Source organism: Ralstonia pickettii (assembly GCF_001699815.1).
GTDB lineage: Bacteria > Pseudomonadota > Gammaproteobacteria > Burkholderiales > Burkholderiaceae > Ralstonia > Ralstonia thomasii.
In genome coordinates this window covers 38,643-53,296 of record NZ_MCGB01000063.1, presented here as the reverse complement: position 1 = coordinate 53,296, position 14,654 = coordinate 38,643, and the positions used below count along the sequence as shown (strand labels likewise).

General features: G+C 62.4%; 14 protein-coding genes and 1 pseudogene. 12 read left to right on the top strand and 3 right to left on the bottom strand.

All coding sequences use genetic code 11. The annotated features are described in order from the left end of the window. Positions 1 to 169: 169 nt before the first annotated feature. The 3 genes and pseudogenes from aceF to lpdA form a co-directional block, all read left to right on the top strand. Positions 170 to 1,486 (top strand): annotated as a pseudogene (gene aceF / locus BEK68_RS12700) (dihydrolipoyllysine-residue acetyltransferase); the annotation flags it as partial. Between the two features lie 105 nt (positions 1,487 to 1,591). Further along, positions 1,592 to 2,164, top strand: a complete 573-nt coding sequence (locus tag BEK68_RS12695) for an MFS transporter (protein ID WP_004635945.1) — start codon at positions 1,592 to 1,594, stop codon at positions 2,162 to 2,164. Between the two features lie 58 nt (positions 2,165 to 2,222). Further along, on the top strand, positions 2,223 to 4,004 hold the full coding sequence (gene lpdA, locus BEK68_RS12690; protein WP_065851740.1) for a dihydrolipoyl dehydrogenase: 1,782 nt from the start codon (positions 2,223 to 2,225) through the stop codon (positions 4,002 to 4,004). 104 nt (positions 4,005 to 4,108) lie between these two features. Here lpdA and BEK68_RS12685 read toward each other — a convergent pair whose 3' ends face one another. Both BEK68_RS12685 and BEK68_RS12680 read right to left on the bottom strand, forming a co-directional pair. After that, positions 4,109 to 4,669 carry a hypothetical protein gene (locus BEK68_RS12685; RefSeq protein WP_024541700.1) on the bottom strand — a complete coding sequence of 187 codons (561 nt, stop codon included), beginning with the start codon at positions 4,667 to 4,669 and terminating at the stop codon, positions 4,109 to 4,111. A 340-nt stretch (positions 4,670 to 5,009) separates the two neighbouring features. Continuing rightward, positions 5,010 to 5,591, bottom strand: coding sequence for a phasin family protein (locus tag BEK68_RS12680; RefSeq protein ID WP_009240786.1), 582 nt, complete (start codon positions 5,589 to 5,591; stop codon positions 5,010 to 5,012). A 354-nt stretch (positions 5,592 to 5,945) separates the two neighbouring features. Here BEK68_RS12680 and BEK68_RS12675 point away from each other — a divergent pair, with 354 nt between their 5' ends. From BEK68_RS12675 to pbpG, 5 genes are all read left to right on the top strand, one after another. Next, positions 5,946 to 6,950: a histone deacetylase family protein gene (locus BEK68_RS12675; RefSeq protein ID WP_004635937.1), complete on the top strand. Its 1,005-nt coding sequence runs from the start codon at positions 5,946 to 5,948 to the stop codon at positions 6,948 to 6,950. Beyond that, positions 6,947 to 7,864, top strand: a complete 918-nt coding sequence (locus tag BEK68_RS12670) for a DMT family transporter (RefSeq protein ID WP_012435900.1) — start codon at positions 6,947 to 6,949, stop codon at positions 7,862 to 7,864. The genes BEK68_RS12675 and BEK68_RS12670 overlap by 4 nt, the downstream gene beginning before the upstream one ends. A gap of 58 nt (positions 7,865 to 7,922) precedes the next feature. Next, positions 7,923 to 8,366, top strand: coding sequence for an acyl-CoA thioesterase (locus BEK68_RS12665; protein WP_004635933.1), 444 nt, complete (start codon positions 7,923 to 7,925; stop codon positions 8,364 to 8,366). Positions 8,367 to 8,381: 15 nt separating this feature from the next. Further along, positions 8,382 to 9,089, top strand: coding sequence for a nitroreductase (locus BEK68_RS12660; RefSeq protein ID WP_012435899.1), 708 nt, complete (start codon positions 8,382 to 8,384; stop codon positions 9,087 to 9,089). A 436-nt stretch (positions 9,090 to 9,525) separates the two neighbouring features. Beyond that, positions 9,526 to 10,716 (top strand): D-alanyl-D-alanine endopeptidase, encoded by a 1,191-nt coding sequence (gene pbpG / locus BEK68_RS12655; RefSeq protein ID WP_012435898.1) that lies wholly within the window; start codon positions 9,526 to 9,528, stop codon positions 10,714 to 10,716. 67 nt (positions 10,717 to 10,783) lie between these two features. On the opposite strand, the gene BEK68_RS12650 is transcribed toward pbpG, so the two are convergent. Further along, positions 10,784 to 11,581 carry an IclR family transcriptional regulator gene (locus tag BEK68_RS12650; protein ID WP_004627146.1) on the bottom strand — a complete coding sequence of 266 codons (798 nt, stop codon included), beginning with the start codon at positions 11,579 to 11,581 and terminating at the stop codon, positions 10,784 to 10,786. Positions 11,582 to 11,821: 240 nt separating this feature from the next. Between BEK68_RS12650 and BEK68_RS12645 the strand changes: the two genes are divergently transcribed. From BEK68_RS12645 to BEK68_RS12630, 4 genes are all read left to right on the top strand, one after another. After that, positions 11,822 to 12,547, top strand: coding sequence for a (Fe-S)-binding protein (locus BEK68_RS12645; RefSeq protein WP_012435897.1), 726 nt, complete (start codon positions 11,822 to 11,824; stop codon positions 12,545 to 12,547). Between the two features lie 35 nt (positions 12,548 to 12,582). Then, positions 12,583 to 13,992 carry a LutB/LldF family L-lactate oxidation iron-sulfur protein gene (locus tag BEK68_RS12640; RefSeq protein ID WP_004627143.1) on the top strand — a complete coding sequence of 470 codons (1,410 nt, stop codon included), beginning with the start codon at positions 12,583 to 12,585 and terminating at the stop codon, positions 13,990 to 13,992. Continuing rightward, a complete protein-coding gene (locus BEK68_RS12635; RefSeq protein WP_012435896.1) occupies positions 13,989 to 14,270 on the top strand; it encodes a hypothetical protein in 282 nt (93 codons plus the stop codon). Before BEK68_RS12640 ends, BEK68_RS12635 begins: the two co-directional genes overlap by 4 nt. Positions 14,271 to 14,339: 69 nt before the next feature. Next, entirely contained in the window at positions 14,340 to 14,654 is a 315-nt protein-coding gene (locus tag BEK68_RS12630; RefSeq protein ID WP_012435895.1) for a TM2 domain-containing protein, read from the top strand.

Genomic DNA, 14,654 nt, shown 5'->3' with positions numbered 1-14,654 from the left:
TGCTGACGAAACTGCAGCAGCGTCGGCTACTTGAAGTGCGCGGCAAAGACATCCGGATTCTCGATATGGACCAATTGCAGGCCGTGGCGATGGATGGCTGCACGCCGTTTTCCCGCTCCCGTTTAGTCTCGATAAACGACTAGGCTGAACAATAGCGTGACGTCCGCCTGGCGGCGGCACGGTTGAAGTGAAGGTGCCGGACATCGGCGACTACACCGACGTGCCCGTCATCGAAATCAGCGTGAAGGTGGGCGACAGGGTGGAAGCCGAGCAGTCGCTGATCACGCTGGAATCGGACAAGGCCACGATGGACGTGCCGTCGCCGGCTGCCGGCACGGTCAAGGAAATCCGCGTGAAGGTGGGCGATGCCGTGTCGCAAGGCACGCTGATCGTCGTCCTGGAAGGTGCTGGCGGCGCTGCTGCTGCGCCAGCACCCGCACAAGCGCCGGTGTCCGCACCGGCTGCCGCTGCGCCGAGCCCGGCCCCTGCGGCTGCGCCCGCAGTTGCGTCGACCGCAGCGCCCGCTACCTACACCGCTGACACGGTCGGTACGGTTGGCAAGGCTGCTCACGCCAGCCCCTCGGTGCGCAAGTACGCGCGCGAGCTGGGCGTCAACGTGAATCTGGTCGGGGGCACGGGTCCGAAGAACCGCATCACGCAGGAAGACGTGCAGCGCTACGTCAAGGGCGTGATGAGCGGCCAGGCTGCGGCGCCGGGCAAGGCTGCCGCGGGTGCACCGGCCGGTGGCGGTGAGTTGAATCTGCTGCCGTGGCCGAAGGTGGACTTCACCAAGTTCGGTCCGGTCGATCCGAAGCCGCTGTCGCGTATCAAGAAGATTTCCGGCGCGAACCTGCACCGCAACTGGGTCATGATTCCGCACGTCACCAACAACGACGAGGCGGACATCACCGAACTGGAAGCCTTCCGCGTGCAGATGAACAAGGACCACGAAAAGGCCGGCGTGAAGTTCACGATGCTGGCATTCGTGATCAAGGCAGTCGTGGGCGCGCTGAAGAAATTCCCGACCTTCAACGCGAGCCTGGACGGCGACAACCTGGTCTTCAAGCAGTACTTCCACGTCGGCTTCGCGGCCGATACGCCCAACGGGCTCGTGGTGCCGGTGATCCGCGATGCGGACAAGAAGGGTCTGATCGACATCGCCAAGGAGATGGCGGACCTGTCGAAGGCTGCCCGCGAAGGCAAGCTCAAGCCGGACCAGATGCAGGGGGGCTGCTTCTCGATCTCGTCACTGGGCGGCATCGGCGGCACGCATTTCACGCCGATCATCAACGCACCGGAAGTGGCCATCCTTGGCTTGTCGCGTGGTTATCAGAAGCCCGTTTGGGACGGCAAGCAGTTCGTGCCGCGCCTGACGCTGCCGCTGTCGCTGTCGTACGATCACCGCGTGATCGACGGCGCCGAGGCTGCACGCTTCAACGCGTATCTGGCCAGCGTGCTGGCGGACTTCCGCCGCGTCAGCCTGTAAGCCCACGCGGGCGCGGCACGCATCTGGCTTCGGGCCTGTGCGTGCCGGCCCGGTTGGGTTTGCAGCGGTCGGCGGACTGGTCAGTGGATTGATGGCGAGGACGACATGACGACGTGCGTGGTGGTCAAGAAAGACGGCGAAGTGGCGATTGCGGCCGATTCGCTGGTGACGTTCGGCGATACGCGCCTGGCGCGTGGCTACGAGCAGAACCAGAAGATCTTCCAGGTGGGCGATTCGCTGATCGCGCTGGCGGGCACGACGGCCCACTTCCCGGTCATGCGGAGTCTGTTAGCGGGTCTGGCCGATGAGTGTCGCCTCGGCACGCGTGACGACGTCTTCCGGACCTTCCTCAAGGTGCACGAAAAGCTCAAGGACGAGTATTTCGTCAACACCAAGGAGGACGACGACGACCCGTACGAGTCGTCGCAGATCACCTGCCTGATCGCCAACGCCACCGGCATCTACGGCGTCTATTCGTACCGCGAGGTGTTTTCGTTCGACCGCTTCTGGGGCATTGGCTCGGGGCGCAATTTTGCGCTGGGAGCCATGTCGGCGGTGTTTGACATGCCGGGCAAGTCGGCGGCGGACGTTGCACAGGTGGGCGTGTCCGCAGGCGTGGAATTCGACAAGAGCTCGGGCGGTCCGATCGAAGTGCACACAGTACGTCTGCAGGATTGAAAAGCGTCAGCGGGCCCGGGCGATGCCGGGTGCCGACGACAAGAACAAGGAGTCAGGAATGAGCGTGGTGGAAATCAAGGTGCCGGACATCGGCGATTTCGATGCGGTGGAAGTCATCGAAGTGCTGATCAAGGCGGGCGATACCGTGGCGCCCGAGCAGTCGCTGATCGTGCTGGAATCCGACAAGGCCAGCATGGAAGTGCCGTCGGAGGTGGCTGGCAAGATCGTCGACGTAAAAGTCAAGGTGGGCGACAAGGTCAGCAAGGGCACGGTGATCGCGACGGCGGAAGCTGGCGCGGCTGCTGCTCCAGGACCTGCACAAGCGCCGGCTCCGGCCCCAGCACCGGCTGCCGCACCGGCAGCATCAGCCCCGGCACCGCAAGCGGCCAAGCACGCCGGCGGCGCCGACATCGAGTGCGAGATGCTCGTCCTGGGCTCCGGCCCGGGCGGTTATTCGGCCGCATTCCGCAGTGCGGATCTGGGCATGAACACTGTGCTGGTGGAGCGTTTCTCAACGCTGGGCGGCGTTTGCCTGAACGTGGGGTGTATCCCGTCGAAGGCGTTGCTGCACACGGCGGCCGTCATGGACGAAGTCAAGGCGATGGCCGCACACGGCATTGTCTACAGCGAGCCGACGGTTGATATCAACCAACTGCGCAAGCACAAGGAGTCCGTCATCGGCAAGCTGACCGGCGGGCTGGCCGGCATGGCCAAGGCACGCAAGGTGCAGGTCGTGCGCGGTGTTGGCACGTTCCTGGATCCGAATCACCTCGAAGTGCAACTGACGGACGGCGACGGCAAGGCAACGACGGGCGAGAAGAAGGTCATCCGTTTTGCCAAGGCGATCATCGCTGCAGGCAGCGAGGCCGTGAAGCTGCCGTTCATTCCGGAAGATCCGCGCATCGTCGATTCGACCGGCGCGCTGGAGCTGCGCGAAGTGCCGGGCAGGATGCTGGTCATCGGGGGCGGCATCATCGGCCTGGAAATGGCGACCGTGTACAGCACGCTGGGCGCCCGCATCGACGTGGTGGAAATGCTCGATGGCCTGATGCAGGGCGCTGACCGCGACCTCGTCAAGGTGTGGGACAAGATGAACAAGAGCCGCTTCGACAAGGTCATGCTCAAGACCAAGACGGTCGGGGTCGAGGCCAAGCCGGACGGCATTTACGTCAAGTTCGAGGGCGAAGCCGCACCTGCCGAGCCGCAACGCTATGACATGGTGCTGGTGGCCGTGGGCCGCACCCCGAACGGCAAGCGCATTGGCGCCGAGAAGGCCGGCGTGGCGGTGACCGACCGTGGCTTCATCGACGTGGATAAGCAACAGCGCACGAATGTGCCGCACATCTTCGCGATCGGCGACCTCGTGGGGCAGCCGATGCTGGCACACAAGGCCGTGCATGAAGGTCACGTGGCGGCAGAAGCCGCGCACGGCGAGAAGGCGTATTTCGATGCCAAGCAGATTCCGTCGGTCGCCTATACCGATCCGGAAGTGGCCTGGGCAGGTCTGACCGAAGACCAGTGCAAGGCGCAGGGCATCAAGTACGGCAAGGGCGTGTTCCCGTGGGCCGCTTCGGGCCGCGCGATTGCCAACGGCCGCGACGAAGGCTTCACGAAGTTGATCTTCGACGAGGAAACGCACCGCATCATCGGTGGCGGCATCGTTGGCACGCACGCCGGCGACTTGATCGGCGAAATCTGCCTGGCCATCGAGATGGGCGTGGACGCCGTGGACATCGGCAAGACCATCCACCCGCACCCGACGCTGGGTGAGTCGGTGGGCATGGCTGCGGAAATCTACGAGGGTGTTTGCACGGACGTGCCCCCGGCTCGTAAGCGATGAACTGCAATTAACCGCCAGAGTGTGGAGGCAACTCCGGATCTGGCTGGCAAACAAAAGGGCCGCTCGAATGGGCGGCCCTTTTGTTTGGGATGATCGGCGGCAGGTCAGTGCCGAGGCTCGGCTGGGCGCCGATGCCGACGTAGCACGCGCACTGCCGCGATCAGGCGGCGCCATATCTGCTGCATCGTCCCATGTCGACGGGCGCGCCAGACGGCAATTCGTACCTGGAAGGCTTGCCAGGTCGATGTTGCTTGCAGGGTGGCCAGCATGCGCTGCTTCCATGCCAGGAACGCGGATTCCCAGCGGGCATACCAGGCGATCGTGTGCAACTGTGGGCGCACGGCGGAATAGATGCGCACGCCCAGCCCCGTACTGACGATTTTCGCTGCGACCAGAACGATGGCGCCTGCAATGAGGTGGCCCCGCGCCAGCACGTAGACGGCCGCCAGCTTGAACGGCAGCAATGCGAGCATTGGCAGGGCAAAGGCACAGAGGGCTTCGATGGGCTCCAGTTGCGCCAACTTCCGCTCCGCCGCTTGGACCCAGGGATGCGCCGCCAGACGGGCGGTTACCTGTCGCATGACGTTCCAGATCCACTCTTCTAACAGCAGGATAAGCGCAGCCGCGACGATCAGACTTCGCTTGGCCATGGATTCGCGAGACATTGGGAAGGAGAAGAGGGCGGCGAACCGCAATACAGAATGGAGCGTCGGCTGCGTGTAAAAGTTCGCAATTTGAAGAGGAGACGTTTCCCATGCACACAAAAAACCCGGCCGAAGCCGGGCAAAGGTACCCACTGATCACCACTGAGGACAGGTTTCGGTAGCGGGACCGAGGAGACAATCCAACGAACACGGTGGGATGGACCAGCGGCCGCGCGTTTGGGTTCCGCGTAAATGCACGCAAACGATGTGTTTGGAGGATGGCTCGACGGCCAAAACAAAACGGGCCTCCCGAAGGAGGCCCGCTTCAACAATCAGAGGACTAAAGAAAGCAGCTTAGCGCTTACGCAGCGGTCGTTGCCGACTTCTTGCCGGTGGCAGCGCGCGCTTGGGCCGATGCTTGAGCGGTTGCCTTGCTGGCAGCGTTGGCAGCAGCGTGGAAGTTGCTTTCAGCCAGTTCCACAGCTTGCTTGGTGGCCTTCTGCACCGAGTCGTAAGCGTTGTTGGCGGCCGACAGAGCCGACTTCACCAGGGCAACTGCCGATTCCGAACCGGCCGGAGCGTTCTTCGACACGTTGTCGACCAGCGCTTGCAGCTTGCGGCTGTTTTCAGCGATTTGCGCTTCAGCAGCCTTGCTGAATTCAGTTTGCGTGTCCGAAGCGATTTCGTACAGGTGACGGCTGTAAGCCAGAACCTTTTCAGCCAGCGGCTGCACTGCGGCGGTTTGCACCGACAGCAGCTCTTGGGCGTCCTTGGCGGTCAGTGCCTTCTTGGCGTGTTCGACGTTCTCGGCCAGGGTAGCCTTGACGACCTGCAGGTTCAGTTCGACCAGCTTTTCGACGCCTTCAAATGCCTTGTTGGTCAGGCCGAAGAACGTTTCCAGGTTGGCCTTATGCGCCGCAGCGATCTGTTCCTGAGTCAGCATGTTGTCTCTCCAAATACAAAGGTGGGTGGGAATCAAAATGAAAATTTAGATCGCCCAGATGTACAAAGCATGACGGTCTGCGTCGGGCCTTCCAGGCGACATCGCGATGAATTAGGGATGGTGCATCGCAACAATTTCATTGTTGTTGAATGTCAAACCAGTGTCAAGCGTCCTTTGTGCATCGCACAAAAAACAGAATTCGTTGATTTTCCGTGCACAGGAATTGCGTGACCAACCGTTTGGCATAATTTTTTGTGGCAGGAAAATGCGCGTCCGTGGTGCATGCGAAATGCATTTGACCAACTCTGGCCGCAAATCCGTCTCAAAAAACATACGAGTGCAGCGTAGGTTACGATGCGCCCGAGTGCTATTTTTGTTGCGTTGCGATTTGTTATTCACATGCGGGCGTTCTATACCGACCACTTTGTCTTGCCGCTGCCGCCGGGCCATCGGTTTCCAATGCGCAAGTACAGCGACCTGCGCGCACGGGTTCTGGCCGACGTGCCGGGGCTATCCATGCATGAGGCGCCGCGGGCCGATGACGACGCGTTGCTGCTGGCGCACACGTCTGAATATGTTGAGGCGGTAAGCGCCGGGCGGCTTGACCCCGCGCGTCAGCGGGAGATCGGGTTTCCCTGGTCGCCGGAAATGGTCGAGCGCAGCCGCCGTTCGGCGGGGGCCACGATGGCCGCGTGCGAGGCTGCGCTGGCGGATGGCATTGCCGTCAATTTGGCGGGCGGCACGCACCATGCCTATGCGGACAAGGGCGGCGGTTTCTGTGTATTCAACGACGCTGCCATCGCCTCGCGCTGGATTCAGCGCCGGCCGGGCAGGACGCCGGCGAATTTTCCGGTCGCCATCGTCGATCTCGACGTACATCAGGGCAACGGCACGGCGTCGATCCTGCGCGATGACGCGGCTGTTTTCACCTTGTCCTTGCATGGAGAGAAGAACTACCCGTTCCGCAAAGAAGCCTCGGATCTGGACATCGGCCTGCACGATGGCTGCGGCGACGAGGACTATCTGCAGGCGCTGACTGGCGCTCTCGATATCCTGGCCGGGCGCTTCAAGCCACAGTTGATCATCTATCTGGCCGGCGCGGACCCGCACGAGGGCGATCGCCTCGGCCGGCTCAAACTGACTCTCCAGGGTCTGGCCCGGCGCGACCAGGAAGTCTTCGATTTCGCATATCAACGGCGCATACCGATTGCCGTTACCATGGCGGGCGGCTACGGCAACAATATCGACGATACCGTGGCCGTCCACGCGCAGACCATCGCGCTGGCTGCGCGGCACGCACAGCGCTGGGCGGCCCGCGACGAGGCCGCCGCCTCGCACTCTCTTCCGCTTTCCGCATGACCCAAGCGTCTTCCGTCGCGCCAAACTTGGCGCGCGACTCCCTGTTTGTCGTCGCCATGCCGTGGCTGTTCGTGTTGATCTGGAGCACGGGCTTTATCGTGGCCAAGTACGGGATGCCGTATGCGGAGCCGATGACCTTTCTGTTTTTCCGCTTTGTGGGCGTGCTGGTATGCCTGCTACCGCTGGTGTGGATGGCGCGAGTGCCGCTGCCGCGCCGCTCCGGCACGGGCGAAACCGACTGGGCGACAGTCGGCCACATCGCGGTGGCCGGTTTGCTGATGCAGTGGGGGTACCTTGCGGGCGTGTGGGCAGCGGTTAAGCTGGGCATGCCGGCAGGGATGACTGCGCTGATCGTCGGCATGCAGCCGATTTTGACTGCGCTGTATGTCTCGATGCGTGGGGAGCGTGTGTCGGGCCGCCAATGGTTGGGATTGCTATGCGGCATCGCGGGCGTGGGCCTGGTGGTGGCCAACAAGTTGCATCTGGCGGGCGTGGGCGCGACGACGCTTGCGCTGTGCGTGAGCGCGCTGCTGTCGATCACCGTGGGTACGCTCTATCAAAAGCGCCATTGCCCGGTGTTCGACCTGCGGATGGGCGCGTGCATCCAGTTCGGGGCATCGGCGCTGCTGTGCCTGCCGTTCATGTTTCTGTTTGAGACGCGCGAGGTGCATTGGACGCTGCCGATGATCGGCTCGCTGGTGTGGTCGGTGCTGGCGCTGTCGATCGGCGCGATCTCGCTGCTCTTTGTGCTGATCCGCAGGGGCGCGGCCACCAAGGTGACGTCGCTCCTGTATCTGACGCCGCCTACGACCGCCGTGATGGCGTGGGCGCTGTTCGGCGAACGTTTTCCGCCGCTTGCGGCGCTGGGCATGGTGATTGCCGCCTGCGGTGTGGCGCTCGTCATCCGCAAGTGACCGCGTTTGAGTGCCTGGCGTATCCTGATCACTTTCCACTGCCACCGGCCAGCCGCCTATGAGCACGCCCCGTCAGACGCGCGACGACTACCGCCACTTCCACACCATCACCACGCGCTGGATGGACAACGACGTCTACGGTCACGTCAACAACGTCGTCTATTACAGCTACTTCGATACCGTGGTGAACGCGTATCTGATCGAGCAGGGCGTGCTGAACCCTGAACACAGCGACACCATCGGCCTCGTCATCGAGACACAATGCAACTACTTCGCGCCGCTGTCGTTTCCCGATCCCGTGGTGGCAGGGCTGCGCGTTGCACGCCTTGGCAACACGAGCGTGCGCTATGAGGTGGGTCTGTTCCGCTGCGACGCCCAGGAGGCCGCCGCTCAGGGCCATTTCGTGCACGTCTACGTCGACCGCGAAACACGTCGCCCGGTGCCACTGCCCGATGCGCTGCGTGCTGTGCTCGAACCGCTCGCGTCCAATATCACCGCCTGAATTTTGCGCATCGCCATGACCGACCGACGCCCCACCTCCACAGAAGTCGAACGCGTCGATCAGGCAATCACTTCGCGCCGCTCCGTTCGCGCATTCTTGCCGACGCCCGTCGCCCGGGAAGACATCGAGGCGATCCTCGATGTAGCGCGCCGTGCGCCGTCAGGCAGCAATACGCAGCCGTGGAAGGTCTATGTGCTGACGGGCGAGTCGAAGGCGCGCTTGTCCGAATCCGTGTTGGTGGCGTACGACCACCCGGAGGTGGACACGCTGCATCGCGAGGAGTATCCGTACTACCCGCGCACGTGGGTCGATCCGTACCAGAGTCGGCGCCGCAAGGTCGGCTGGGATCTTTATGGCCTGCTCGGCATTGGACGCTCCGACAAGGAACGCATGCACGCACAGCACGCGCGCAACTTCCGATTCTTCGATGCGCCGGTCGGCATCATCTTCACAATCGACCGCGTGATGGAGCAGGGCAGTTGGCTCGATTACGGCATGTTCCTGGAAGCCGTGATGGTGGCCGCGCGTGCTCGGGGCATCGATACATGCCCACAGGCCGCGTTCACGCAGTTCCATCGGGTCATCGCAGAGCATCTCGGGCTGACGGATGACGAGATGGTCGTCTGCGGCATGTCGATGGGTTACGCGAATCCTGCCGCCATCGAAAATACGCTTGTCACCGAGCGGGCGCCTGTCTCCGACTTCACCCGGTTCCTGGACTGACGTCGTTATCACGGCGCTGCCTGCACGCTACAGCGCACATCTTCGTGCAAAGCGAGAATTGGCGGTGAAAAGTCGCCGAATTATGTCAACAGATACGACCGATCCGTCGTTAGACTTCCATCTGCGACTCGACGTACGCGGCGCGTGTGTTGTGAGGGAATGTTGGGGACGGTTGTAAACCGTGATTGTCGTCACTTGCGATCGAATCACGGGGTATTTTCCGGTCCCACTTCCGATCTACACGGGGAGAAATGTGCGTCTTGTGCAACTTTCTTCGTGATTAGGCTCCTGCTCCGGCAGACGATTGCGTCGAAATGATGACCGAATGATAAGGCTCCACAGGTCAAACTTTAAGGCCGTGAGCTAAGTCCTTCATCTTGCTAAGAATTTTGTTTTTGCCTACACTTGCGCCATCTCACGCGCGGGTGATCGAACCATGTCACGGTCTGTTTCCTCATTTTTTCGACGTCTCGGCTTCGTTTCGCTGATGACCGTCGCGCTCGCTGCCGTCTCTGTCACTACCGTGGCCAACGCTGCCACGACCGACAAAAAACCCGCCGCTAGCAAGAAAGCCAAATCCAAAGGCAAGACCGTCGCCAATCGCAAGGCCAGCGCCAAAGTCGCGGCTACGAGCGGCGATGAAGTCGCCTCCACCAAAGTCCGCAAGGTCGTCACCGTCAAAGGCAAGCGTCGCGTGATCATGGTCGAGCGCGGTGCACGTCCGGTGCGTGCGGCGTTCGTGCCGGCGTCCCCGACACTTGGTGAAGCGATGGGACTGCGTTCGACGCCCGATGCGTTGGCGCTGCGTTCCTCCGTTGCGCTGGTGATGGACCAGAACAACGGCGAAGTGCTGTTCCAGAAGAATTCGTCGGCCGTGCTGCCGATTGCCTCGATCACCAAGCTGATGACCGCACTGGTCGTGACCGATGCACATCAGCCGATGGACGAGCTGCTTGAAATTACCGATGAGGATCGCGACTACGAGCGCAACACGGGCTCGCGCCTGCGCTTCGGCACGATGCTCACGCGCGAAGACCTGCTGCTGCTGGCGCTGATGTCGTCGGAAAACCGTGCAGCCTCCGCGCTGGGCCGCAACTATCCGGGCGGTCGTCCGGCATTTGTTGCCGCCATGAACCGCAAGGCGCATGAACTCGGCATGAACGATACGCACTATGTAGATTCGAACGGCCTGTCTAGCAGCAACGTGTCGAGCGCGCAGGATCTCGCCAAGATCGTGATAGCTGCCTACAAGGTGCCGCTCATTCGTCAATTCACAACCACCCCCGAACATACGGTCAGCGCCAACGGCCGCACGCTGCACTACGTCAACACCAACCGTCTGGTGCGCGGCGGCGAATGGGATATCGGCCTGCAGAAGACCGGCTTCATCAACGAAGCCGGCCGCTGCCTCGTCATGCAGGCCAACGTGCATGGCCGCAATGTCGTGATGGTGTTCCTGGATTCGGCCGGCAACCTCACGCGCTTTGCGGACGCCACGCGTGTGCGCAATTGGCTGGAGCGCAATCCGCACATCGAGCCGGCCACGCAAGCGGCTGCGCCGCTGCGGAATGTACCGGTGTCGACGCAGCCCGCCACCGTGCTGGCGTCGGAGCAGCACGGCGCCTGAGCCACCGCATCACCCAACAAAAAAGCGCGTTCGATGACGCGCTTTTTTGTTGAGCAAAACCGGCGGCTCACTCCGCGCGCACGGCGTCCTCTTCATACGTGTAGCCCATGCCTTTGGAGATCTGTAGCGCGGTGTCCTTGAGATTGTCGAGCCAGCTGTCCTGCAACCGGTCTGCCGGTGCAGACAGCGACAGACCTGCTACCAGCCGGCGCGAATCATCATAGATGCCGGCAGCGATGCAGCGCACGCCGAGTTCCAGTTCTTCGTTGTCACGCGCGTAGCCGTTGGTGCGCACCCAGTTGAGTTCGCGTTCAAGCTTGGGCAAATCCGTGATGGAGGTGCGGGTGTGGCCAGACAAGCCCGTGCGTGTCGCATAGGCGCGCACACGGCCGAGTTCGTCAGCAGCCAGGAACAACTTGCCAACCGAAGTCAGATGCAGCGGTGCGCGGCCACCGATGGCGCGCACCACTTGCATGCCAGAGCGCTCGGAATAGGCGCGCTCGATGTAGACGATCTCGTCGCCCTGACGCACCGAGAGGTTGACGGTCTGGCCCGTCAGGCGGTGCAGGGCGCGCATCGGCGCGAGCGCCGCTTCTCGTACCGAGAGGCGCGCCTTGACCAGGTTGCCGAGTTCGAGCAAACGCATGCCGAGACGGTAGCTGCCCGGGTCGGAGCGATCGACGAAGCGGCAAGCCACCATGTCGTTCAGGATGCGATGCGCGGTGGACGGGTGCAGGCCGGTGCTGGCCGACAGCGCCTTCAGGCTGACCGGATCGGCGTGATCGGCAAGCGCGTCGAGCAGCATCATCATGCGTTCGATGACCTGGATAGACGTCTTGCCGGGGTCCTTGTCTGCTTCTGCCATGGGTGCAGTGGGTTGCGGATGCGATGCAAAATTCTATCCCACGATGTGAAAATGCGCACCATCCCGACGCATGATTCCGTGTATTTTCGAAGGCTTTCTCGGTCGGCCAGCAACTGTGCTTAGCGCCACCTCGTGAAGCGCTCTCACCATCGACATGAAGAAGTTCTGTGCCCGCAGACCCGCGCCAGGCGAGGCAGCAGGCGCATAATGGCGGCTTCCAGCAGAACACACGAGACTCCCATGCGCGTAGGTTTGTTCGTCACTTGCCTCATTGATCTGATGCGGCCCGAGATCGGGTTTTCAGTGCTCAAGCTGCTGGAAAAGGCCGGTTACGACGTCGTGGTGCCGCCCGCGCAGACCTGCTGCGGGCAGCCCGCCTACAACTCCGGCGATCGCCCTTTGGCGCGCGACCTGGCCGAGAAAACGCTCAAGGAATTCGAGCAGTTCGACTACGTTGTCGTCCCGTCCGGTTCTTGTGGCGGCATGATCCGCAAGGGCTACGCCGATCTCTTTCGCGACGATCCGGAACTCGCGGGCCGCTATGAGCGCTTGGCGCCGCGTGTGTACGAATTGACGGATTTTCTCGTCAACGTGGCACGCGTCGAATCGCTCGACTCCGAATTTCACGGTCACGTGACGTACCACGATTCGTGCTCCGGTCTGCGCGAGTTGGGCGTGAAAGCGCAGCCGCGCGAGCTGCTTGGCAAACTGCCGGGCGTGCAGTTGACCGAGATGCCCGCATGCGAAGCGTGCTGCGGTTTCGGCGGTACGTTCTCGATCAAGTACGGCGATATCTCCACCGCCATTGCAGATGAGAAATGCGCCAACATCAAGGCCAGTGGCGCCGATACCGTGGTGCTCGGCGATGTCGGCTGCATGCTCAACATCGAAGGCCGGCTACGCCGTATGGGCGACACGCACACGCGCGTGCTGCACATCGCTCAAGTCCTTGCGGGCGACGCGTAATCGCGACGCCAAGAACACGACGGAGACGCCATCACATGCAAGTCCGCAGCATGGAATTCAAAGCACGCGCCGGGCAGAAGCTCGCCGACAAGCGCCTGCAGCAGAACCTTACCAAGCTCTCGACCAAATTCGTCACCGCACGCGCGGCAGCCATCCAGGACATCGATTTTCCGGCTACGCGTGAAGCGCTGAAGGAGCGCCGCAACCGCGCGTTGGAAAACCTCGACGTCTGGCTCGCCACCTTCGAGGCGGAAGCGACGCGCCGTGGCGCCAAGGTGCTGTTTGCCGAAACCACGGCCGATGCCGCTCGCCTGGTCGCAGAGATCGCCCGCCAGCACGAGGTCAAGAAGGTCATCAAGAGCAAGTCGATGGTGACCGAAGAGATGCGCCTGAACCAGGTGCTCGGCGAGATGGGCGTGCAGAGCATCGAGACCGATCTGGGTGAGTACATCCTGCAGATCAACGATAGCGAGCCGCCGTCGCACATTATTGCGCCGGTAGTGCACAAGGATAAGGAGGAGATTGCTGACCTCTTCGCCAAGACGCACAAGAAGCCGCGTCTGACCGACATTCCCGAGATGACGCGTGAGGCGCGCGAAGTGCTGCGGCCCGAGTTTCTGTCCGCTGACATGGGCGTGACGGGCGGCAACTTCATCATTGCCGAGACGGGTTCCGTGGCGATCGTCACCAATGAGGGCAACGAAGGCATGTGCACGATCATGCCGCGCGTGCACGTTGCCGTGACGGGCATCGAGAAGGTGCTGCCGACGCTCGAGGATCTGGCGACCGTCATGCGCTTGTTGCCGCGTTCGGCGACCGGACAAGCGATCTCGAACTATTTCTCGCTGCTGACGGGCCCGCGCGCGCCCGGCGAGAAGGATGGCCCAGAGCATATGTACTTCGTCATCGTCGACGGCGGCCGCAGTGGCCTGATCGGCGGCGAATTCCAGGAGATGCTGCGCTGTATCCGGTGCGGCGCGTGCATGAACCACTGCCCGGTCTATCAGAAGATCGGCGGCCATGCGTACGGCTGGGTGTATCCGGGCCCGATGGGCAGCGTGCTGACGCCGAGCTACGTGGGGCTGTCGAACGCACTGGACCTTCCGCAAGCGGCCACGCTGTGCGGTGAATGCAATCGCGTGTGTCCTGCGTCCATCCCGTTGTCGGATCTGTTGCGTACGCTGCGCGAGAAGCAAATGGAGCGCGAATTGCGCCCGCAAGCGGAGCGCTTTGGCTTGCGCGTGTGGGGCTTCATGGCACGGCGACCGGCGTTGTACTCGGCCGGTACCTGGGTTGCAGCGCGCGTGCTGCGTTGGATGGGCGGTGACAAGAAGCTGATCCACTCGCTGCCCGTCGGAAAAGGCTGGACCGACACACGTGACATGCCGGCCCCAGCAGGCAAGACGTTCCGCGAGCTGTATCGTGAGAAGAAGGCCCGAGCATGACCAGCGCTGAATCCCTCCAAACGCTGCGCGACGCGCTCGACCGTCACGCAAAGTCGCCCGACCTGCCGCACTTGCTCAAGCAGTGGCGCGACGACGCAGTGCTCGCGCCGTTGGCAATCTTGCCGCCGGCGTATGACCAGGTGCGGCGCTCCTTGCTGCAGCGGCTGGATATGGCGGTGTCGTTTGGCGAAGAAAGCTGTTCGTTCTCGCCGTCGTCGTTGCTGGCCGAAATGCGTTTGTGGACGGACAAGGCTGAGGCGAAGCTCGCCAGCATGTAATCGCGGGGCGACATGGAACGCAGGATGCGTGCTAGTGTCTGACAGCTTATTCCCGTGTCAGCCAATGCCATGAATCAGACCGCCCGCGAAATCATGCTGTACGACGCCCAGAAGAAGAGTCCGGGCGTTGCCTACCTCTGGTGGTTTCTGCTGGGCTTCCTGGGGGCGCATCGCTTCTACCTGAAGCGGCCAGGCAGCGGTATCGCGCAGGCCATTGCCAACATCGGCGGCACATGGCTGGCGTTTCGTGACATGGGTAACACCGCGGGCTGGGTGCTGGCCGTCATCGGCGGGCTGTGGGTGCTGGTGGACATGTTCCTGATTCCGGGTATGGTCCGCGCAAACAACACGGCGCTCGCCGAGCGGCTTTCGACCGCGCCCTGA

Excerpts from the sequence above, each read along its gene's own strand:
- BEK68_RS12640 (WP_004627143.1), top strand. The coding sequence starts at position 12,583 with ATGCAAGTCCGCAGCATGGAATTCAAAGCACGCGCCGGGCAGAAGCTC.
- BEK68_RS12650 (WP_004627146.1), bottom strand. The coding sequence starts at position 11,581 with ATGGCAGAAGCAGACAAGGACCCCGGCAAGACGTCTATCCAGGTCATC.
- BEK68_RS12635 (WP_012435896.1), top strand. The coding sequence starts at position 13,989 with ATGACCAGCGCTGAATCCCTCCAAACGCTGCGCGACGCGCTCGACCGT.
- BEK68_RS12675 (WP_004635937.1), top strand. The coding sequence starts at position 5,946 with ATGCGCCCGAGTGCTATTTTTGTTGCGTTGCGATTTGTTATTCACATG.
- BEK68_RS12660 (WP_012435899.1), top strand. The coding sequence starts at position 8,382 with ATGACCGACCGACGCCCCACCTCCACAGAAGTCGAACGCGTCGATCAG.
- pbpG (WP_012435898.1), top strand. The coding sequence starts at position 9,526 with ATGTCACGGTCTGTTTCCTCATTTTTTCGACGTCTCGGCTTCGTTTCG.
- BEK68_RS12695 (WP_004635945.1), top strand. The coding sequence starts at position 1,592 with ATGACGACGTGCGTGGTGGTCAAGAAAGACGGCGAAGTGGCGATTGCG.
- BEK68_RS12685 (WP_024541700.1), bottom strand. The coding sequence starts at position 4,669 with ATGTCTCGCGAATCCATGGCCAAGCGAAGTCTGATCGTCGCGGCTGCG.
- BEK68_RS12665 (WP_004635933.1), top strand. The coding sequence starts at position 7,923 with ATGAGCACGCCCCGTCAGACGCGCGACGACTACCGCCACTTCCACACC.
- BEK68_RS12670 (WP_012435900.1), top strand. The coding sequence starts at position 6,947 with ATGACCCAAGCGTCTTCCGTCGCGCCAAACTTGGCGCGCGACTCCCTG.
- BEK68_RS12645 (WP_012435897.1), top strand. The coding sequence starts at position 11,822 with ATGCGCGTAGGTTTGTTCGTCACTTGCCTCATTGATCTGATGCGGCCC.
- BEK68_RS12680 (WP_009240786.1), bottom strand. The coding sequence starts at position 5,591 with ATGCTGACTCAGGAACAGATCGCTGCGGCGCATAAGGCCAACCTGGAA.
- lpdA (WP_065851740.1), top strand. The coding sequence starts at position 2,223 with ATGAGCGTGGTGGAAATCAAGGTGCCGGACATCGGCGATTTCGATGCG.
- BEK68_RS12630 (WP_012435895.1), top strand. The coding sequence starts at position 14,340 with ATGAATCAGACCGCCCGCGAAATCATGCTGTACGACGCCCAGAAGAAG.